The following is a 7,113-nucleotide window of genomic DNA, read 5'->3' as shown; positions in this document are numbered from 1 at the left end:
GCACAGCAACAGCAGCAAGACCCTTACAAGGGTAAAGTAGGGGTAAACACCATAGAGCCAAGTGCTACGATGGACATCCGCCCAAGTACAGCCAATGCTCAGAAAGAAGCCACCACTAACGAAGGGATTATTGCCCCGAAGCTAAGCAAAACGAGAATTGCTAATATTGAAACTCCTGTAGAAGGTACTTTAGTGTATGCTACGGATGAAACTACTTCGCCTATTTCTTCTTATACAGGTAATGACCCTAAAGTAGCGAAGATTACGGAAAAAGGGTACTATTATTACAACGGTACTGAGTGGGTGAAAGCGGGGAGTGATGTTACTGACCAACTTTGGGCTCAGAGGGATAATGGTGGAGTTACAGAAACTTATCTGAAACCAGCGGATGCGAATAGTAATTTTATTGGCTATAGAAATGATAAAGGTTTTCAAGTAAATTTAGGCGGTATTACTAAAAATGATACTCGTTGGGTAGTACCTGGAAATTTTGGGTACGATGAAAAAGAAGTACCTTATAGTACTTTGATAAAATCTACGATGTTACCCGCCAATAGTACATTAGGAAATGATAATGCAGATGGGAAAAAAGGATTGTTTACATTTAATCAAGGAATTTATTTGCTAGAAAATGAACATACTGTTTCAGGAGAAGCGGCAGGAAAAAAAGAATATGTTGGAAAATTAGAAAGATTTATTGCTAAAGATTTTGATTCTACGACAGACAATTTATTCGCTAGTAGGGCTGTAGCAGATATATATGGAAATGCTGGTGCTACAGCTAAAGTTAATGCTGTAAGAGCTATGTCAGGAGAGGTTGCTCTGGGAAGTGCCAATACAGGTGTCGAGACAAATTTTGGTTTTGGAGGAGATTTTGTAGCAAGAAACTTTCCTACTTCCAAAGTAAATTATTTGGTAGGTGTAAAAGGATATACTCATAATTATGGAACAGCCAAAAATATCTATGGAGGGGAATTTACTGTAGCTTCAAGTAATAATCATGAAGTAATGGGGATAATAGATCCTTCACTTTCAGTCTCAGAATTAGTGGGAACAAGAATAAGAGTTGATAATAGAAAAAATTCTACAACTAATTACCTAAGGGGATTATATGCAATAACAGATTATAAAACAAACTCTATTATTCAAAACAGAGGATATGGTGGGCTTTTTACTGCTTATATTAATGAGGGAGCAACCATTCCTTACCATGCAGGTGTAGAAACTTATATTCGAAATTATGGAAGTGCGGCTGTTGTTGGAGATATTTATGGTTTTAGATTTGCTCATAATTTGACAGATTCTTTTGCACCGTCTAATATGTACGGTATTCATCTTGCAGATGTAAACAAAGGAACAGCTAGTAATTATGCAATTTATACTAAGGCTGGGGTTAATTCATTTGGAGATAGAATAGAGATTCGTACTGTAAATGATGTAGATTTGCAAAGTGACGCCGCTTTTATGATAGGTAATAAAACAGGAGTTAATTTAGCTTTGGACAACAATGAATTGCAATCAAGAAATAATGGGGCTGTTTCGTTATTTGCAATTAACCCTCATGGAGGAGATGTATTCTTTAATAATCAAGATGCAGATGAAACGAAGCGTTTTCATTTTAGAAGTGAAACAGGTAATGTGGGAATTGGAATACAGATTCCATCTGAAAAACTCGATGTGGCGGGTAAAATTAAGTCATCTTCTTTAGCAAGTAATGCAGGTAATCGTCATGTGTATGCAGATGCGAATGGAGTGTTAAAAATAGGTACTAATGATGTAACTACATTAGCCAGCTTATGGACGGAAGATGTTACTAATAATTCCATTAAACTTGCTGTAAATTCGGATGGTTCTACTCGTTCAAATGCGGTTAGTATTTTAGATGATGGTAAAGTACATGCATCTTCATTTATGGGTACCAATGGAGCTACCATCTTCCCAGATTATGTATTCCAAAAGTACTATACAGGGACTTCTTCTATCAAGGCAGATTATAACTTTAAATCATTGAGCCAAGTAGAAGATTTTGTAAAAGCGAATGGACATTTACCAGGGTATAAATCTGCGGAAACCATTAAGGCACAAGGTTATGTAGATTTAATGGAAACGCAGCTGACCAATGTAGAGAAAATAGAAGAGCTTTATTTGCATCTCATGGAGAAAGAGAAAGAAGCAAAGCAACTAAAAGAGGAGTTAAAAGCTCAAAAAGAAGCATTTGAATCTCGTCTACAGAAATTAGAAAAGCTCATCCAATAAATTTTATTTTGCCCTATCGGAATTGTAATTCTGATAGGGCTTTTTTTATGATAGTGAGTTTTTAGCTTCTAGCCATTGGTAGTTAGATTTCTAACTTCCAAATTCTAATTTCCAACTTCTAATTATTAAAATCATTAAACTTTGGCAAAGTGATTTTTTAAAGTTTAAGACGAATTTAATCATTAAACTCGATGATTAATATAACCTTCCGTAGCATTTTCTTTTGGAATGATTTGGGCAGGATTTCCCATGACTACAGAATTAGCGGGAACATCGGTATTTACATATGCATTTGGAGCGATGAGTACATTATTACCAATGGTAATTCCACCCACTATCACGGCATTAGCACCTATCCATACTTCATCTCCTATTTCGGGAACACCAATGGATTTCCCTCTGTTGGCTTGACCTATGGTTACGCCCTGGGCAATATTACAATTTCTGCCTATTTTCGCTTTCGGGTTAATGACCAAAGCTCCCCAGTGCCCAAGATAAAATCCTTCCCCGATTTGGGTTTCGGGGTAAATTTGAAATCCGTATTTGATTTGATAATGTCTTAAAATCAATCGCCATATCATTCCTAAAATAGGAATTTTATGGTGTTTTTGTGCTTTTCTAAGGAGGTAAATAAAATGCAAATTCGGGCTAAAACATTTCTTGAGTATCTGAAAATGAGTGAGCCACTGTCCGCTTTCTCGGTAGAAGTCTTTTTGTAGGATGGTTTTCATAGCAATACTATTTTGGTGCAAGGTAACCTTTACAAATCATCAATAATATTCATAATGGATTTCACAGCATTTTCCAGAGTAAAAGGCATTTCGTAGTTCCGTAATTTTTCTTGGTAAATTTCAAAACTTTCGGGGTGGGCAAGGGCTTGTTTCATTCCTTGATAAATCCCTTCTTCCGAATTTTCTACAATGTGTCCCAGCTCTCCGTCTAACAACATTTCCCGAACGCCCGAAACATCGGTAGCGATGATGTTTTTCTTCAGCGTAATCGCCTCAAAAAGTACGGTAGGGAAGCCTTCGTATCGGGAACTGAGCACATAATAATCCGCTTTTTTAAAATAAGGGTACGGGTTATCTGTAAAGCCGAGCATCGTAGCAGTTTCATCTACCCCTAATTCTGATTTGAGTTGCTGAATATTCTTGAAATCATAACCGTCCCCTATAATCATCACTCGATGAGGAAAGCCCTCGTTCAATAATCTTTTGTGTACTCTCAATAGCCTATCGAATCCTTTTTGTGGAAAAACGGTGCCTACGGAAAGAAATGTGGGCAAGGAGGTTGGAGCAGGTTGGAGCAGGTTGGAAGTCGCTTGATTTTTTTTAGTTTCATCATTGCTTATCGTTTCTTGTGCTTTATTTAAAATCTCTTCGGTATCCAAAGGGTTGTAAATCCGAACGATGCGTTTTTTTTCATCTTCAGATAGAGCAAGGTTTTCAAAGTCTTTCTGAATATGCTCAGAAATGACCATAATTTTATCAAAGCCAAAGAATTTTCGGATTTCGGCATCGGTATAATTGTGAAACTCCGTTTTACGCAAATCATTATGAATCCACACGATTTTCTTAGAATTTTTCAATGGAGAATTGAGAACTTCATCTCTAAATCCGTGAATTGCGGCAAATTCTATATCGTATTTTTTACCTTTCAAAATGCCATTGTAAAGTAATTTTGGAAATTTTTTCAGTAAAGATTGGTACACTACTCGAAAGGCTTTCCTTGGGATGTCTTGTGGGCGATTGGTGGTAATCATTTCCCCTTTGTTGAGGTACAAAATATTAACCCAAGACGGAATTTCCGCGAGGTATTTTCCCGAATACAGATTGAGTAGCAAGTCAATTTCATACTTCTCTGGCGGTAGGTTTTTAAGAAAGGTAGCCAAGACTTTTTCTGCACCACCATGCCTAAGTGACCCTATACGAATGAGAATTTTTTTCTTTGGCATTTTTACTTTTTTAAATTTTCGGTAAATGTTATTCATGGATTAGCTTAGTTTCTGGAAAGTGTAAAAGAGAGAAAATAAACCTCCTGTTATAGCCATAAAGAATAAACTTTCAATTTTCTTCTATATACTATATAAAATATAGGTACTGCTGATTTGGTATATTTACTGGAAGTATTTAAACTCTTAAATTAATCGTATTCGATATAATATATTAATATTCATGTGTTTTGTTTATAGCTACATATGTTTAATAATCCCGAAATATAAACTCATATAGTGAAAATATGATGGGAGTAATATTGCAAATTTTATAGGGTTTAAAAGCATGTAACTCTTTTGTTTTTTAGTGATTTATTTTTTTAAGGATTTATACTTATAAGGTAAATTTTCGGAAATATATCGGTCTAAATCTGCACGGTTCTGTTCTAGTTTTCTTGGGTATAGCGTATTGTTCTTTAATGCTTTATTTCCATATTCTTCTATAGTGCAAATGAATTTAGCAGGAATGCCAGCATATACTGTGTTATCGGGCATAGTTGAATTAAGAATGGAACCTGCACCTAAAATGCAATTATCTCCCATTTTTGAACCTGGTAAAAAAGTACAGCCATTACCTATAAAACAGTTTTTTCCTATTTTTATACGTCCAAAATTTCTGGCATCGGCGTAGGTTTCCATATTTCGGATGACATACATAGCTCCATCGTGATTGATGAATCGGCAACCATCCGTAATTTTTGTTTTATCTCCAATTTCTATGAGATAGGGTTCCGAGCCAAAATCTGGTGTTCCAATGAGAATAACGTTTTTCCCTAATTTTAAACCTCTGGATTTGCAAATTTTTACATAAGCCTTGTGGTACAATAAAGCCCATAAGCTATGGACTTTTATGATTATTCTATAGACTAGATTCATAATGTTTTTTAGTTGCAAGTTCTATTAAAATACGCTCTACACTTTGAAAGATTTTTTGATTATCAAACTGCTTTTCGGACTCCTTGAGATTTTCTTGTATGTGGGAGATTAATGATTGGTTTGTAAGAAATTCTTTCATAGCTTCATAAAGTGATTGGGTATCGTACTGGGTAAGAAAGCCATTTTTTTTATGAGTAATCATCTCTGGGATACCACCTACCTGCGTCGATATGATGGGTTTTTGAAGGATGAGAGCATCGGCTATAACCAAAGGCCACCCCTCAGATTCGGAAGGCATGATGAAAAAGTCTGCATTTTTGATATATGGGTATGGATTAAGTAGAGCACCTAATAATAGGAAGGAGCTCTGAACGCCAAGTTGATGTATTCGTTGGGTGAGTGTTTCTCTTTCTTCTCCGTCTCCAATAACGATAACTTGGTGCAAAAATCCATCTTTTAAAAGTTTTGCGTGAGCTTCCAAAAGTTTATGATGTCCTTTTCTGGAATGCAATCTGCCAACTGATACAAAAATGGGAGATGTCGTTTCAAAATCAGGAGAAAAAGTTTTTGCCTTTTCCTTTAGCTCTTCCATGGGAATAGCATTCAAAATCACTTGATGTGGCGGAAGTTGGACTTTGGGATATGTTTTAATCATAATATCTTTAGCCTGTTGAGAACCGAAAATAAAGTAATCAAATTGGGGAATTTGATTTAAAAGTTGAGGTACAATAGGTTGTAGCTTGGGAAATGTAATATCCGAGTGAAACCAGCCTATTTTTTTTGATTTTTTGTTGGATGAATTTAGTACATCAGAAAACATCGTGTAGCCAGTTGCTATTTCTATATCGGCTTCGTTTTTTAAAATAAATCGATCAACAATAAAAGGAAATTTTCGATACAAAGCCAATTTTAGTCCTCGTACAATCAGACATAGTTTATTCAATATTTTATTTTTCGGAAAATCTTCTTTTCCTCTTGCCAGTATTGTAGTAGGAATAAAGGAAGGAATTGTATTTCTCAGCTCTCCTTGATTTAAGTTAAGGCAAAGAGAAATATCAAACTTGTTCCTATCAAGGTTGTTCAGCATACTTAATAAAACTTTCTCCACCCCTCCCATTTCCATAGAACGATGTCTAAAAAGTACTTTTATTTTTTTATTTTGTGTGTTATCCAATTTCATTTAATCCCCCATTGATTAATTTCTTGCAAAGGTATGAAAATGAATAGTCATAAAATCAAATAATGGATGATTTTTGTTAGAGAAAATAGGGTATTATTTGGGATGAAATGATTTTGTTATGTAATGAAATATTACTAACTTTACAAGAAAAATCAGGATGTTCATCACCAAAAAATATACTATGATTTCTATCAAAACGCTTTTCATTATTGCGTTTTTATATTTCTTTTGGCTGATGCTAAGGATTACTCTGGAGTATGTTCCAGCTCGTCCAGATGTAGGCTTTTTAATGATAAAACAAACCGAGGTAGAAGCCTATCCAGAATATCTTCCTATCTTTTATATCCATGTGTACACCAGCATTTTTGTATTGCTCTTAGGGTTCATAGCTTTATTGAGAATAAATTTTGGAATTTATCATTTCCACCGATGGGTAGGCAAGGGGTATGTGTTTCTTTTATTGGTTTTTGCAGCACCTTCAGGTATTTATATGGGAATACATGCCAATGGCGGTGAGCTATCAGTAGTCGCATTTCTCATTTTGGGGATATTGTGGTGGTGGACTACCTTTAAAGCGAACCAAACCGCAAGGCAAAAAGATTTTACCGCACATAAGCGGTGGATGTGGAGAAGCTTTGCTTTATCAGTATCGGCACTTACACTGAGGATGTGGAAGGTTATCATTGTTTATTTTTTTCAACTACCTCCTATGGATACTTATCAAATCATAGCGTGGCTTGGCTGGGTGCCTAATCTCTTATTGGTAGAATATTTAATTAAAAGAAGAATCATTTAAACTTGAAATAAT

5 protein-coding genes and 1 pseudogene are annotated in these 7,113 nt (G+C 35.4%); 2 read left to right on the top strand and 4 right to left on the bottom strand.

The genetic code is table 11. The features are described 5' to 3' along the window. A pseudogene (locus HMPREF9699_RS10860) lies at positions 1-2,256 on the top strand (hypothetical protein); the annotation flags it as partial. A gap of 182 nt (positions 2,257-2,438) precedes the next feature. Here HMPREF9699_RS10860 and HMPREF9699_RS09800 read toward each other — a convergent pair. From HMPREF9699_RS09800 to HMPREF9699_RS09785, 4 genes are all read right to left on the bottom strand, one after another. Continuing rightward, positions 2,439-2,987 (bottom strand): serine O-acetyltransferase, encoded by a 549-nt coding sequence (locus HMPREF9699_RS09800; RefSeq protein WP_034985938.1) that lies wholly within the window; start codon positions 2,985-2,987, stop codon positions 2,439-2,441. Positions 2,988-3,016: 29 nt separating this feature from the next. Next, positions 3,017-4,210, bottom strand: a complete 1,194-nt coding sequence (locus HMPREF9699_RS09795; protein ID WP_002664445.1) for a glycosyltransferase — start codon at positions 4,208-4,210, stop codon at positions 3,017-3,019. Between the two features lie 351 nt (positions 4,211-4,561). Further along, complete coding sequence (locus HMPREF9699_RS09790; protein ID WP_002664444.1) at positions 4,562-5,125, bottom strand: acyltransferase; 564 nt, start codon at positions 5,123-5,125, stop codon at positions 4,562-4,564. Next, on the bottom strand, positions 5,109-6,248 hold the full coding sequence (locus HMPREF9699_RS09785) for a glycosyltransferase (protein WP_245946132.1): 1,140 nt from the start codon (positions 6,246-6,248) through the stop codon (positions 5,109-5,111). The genes HMPREF9699_RS09790 and HMPREF9699_RS09785 overlap by 17 nt, the downstream gene beginning before the upstream one ends. Before the next feature lie 214 nt (positions 6,249-6,462). On the opposite strand from HMPREF9699_RS09785, the gene HMPREF9699_RS09780 reads away from it, so the two are divergent. After that, positions 6,463-7,101, top strand: a complete 639-nt coding sequence (locus tag HMPREF9699_RS09780) for a DUF2306 domain-containing protein (RefSeq protein WP_002664441.1) — start codon at positions 6,463-6,465, stop codon at positions 7,099-7,101. Positions 7,102-7,113 lie beyond the last annotated feature (12 nt).

The sequence above is a fragment of the Bergeyella zoohelcum ATCC 43767 genome (assembly GCF_000301075.1).
GTDB lineage: Bacteria > Bacteroidota > Bacteroidia > Flavobacteriales > Weeksellaceae > Bergeyella > Bergeyella zoohelcum.
The sequence above is the reverse complement of the archived record's forward strand: the minus strand, read 5'-3'. Positions and strand labels throughout refer to the sequence as shown.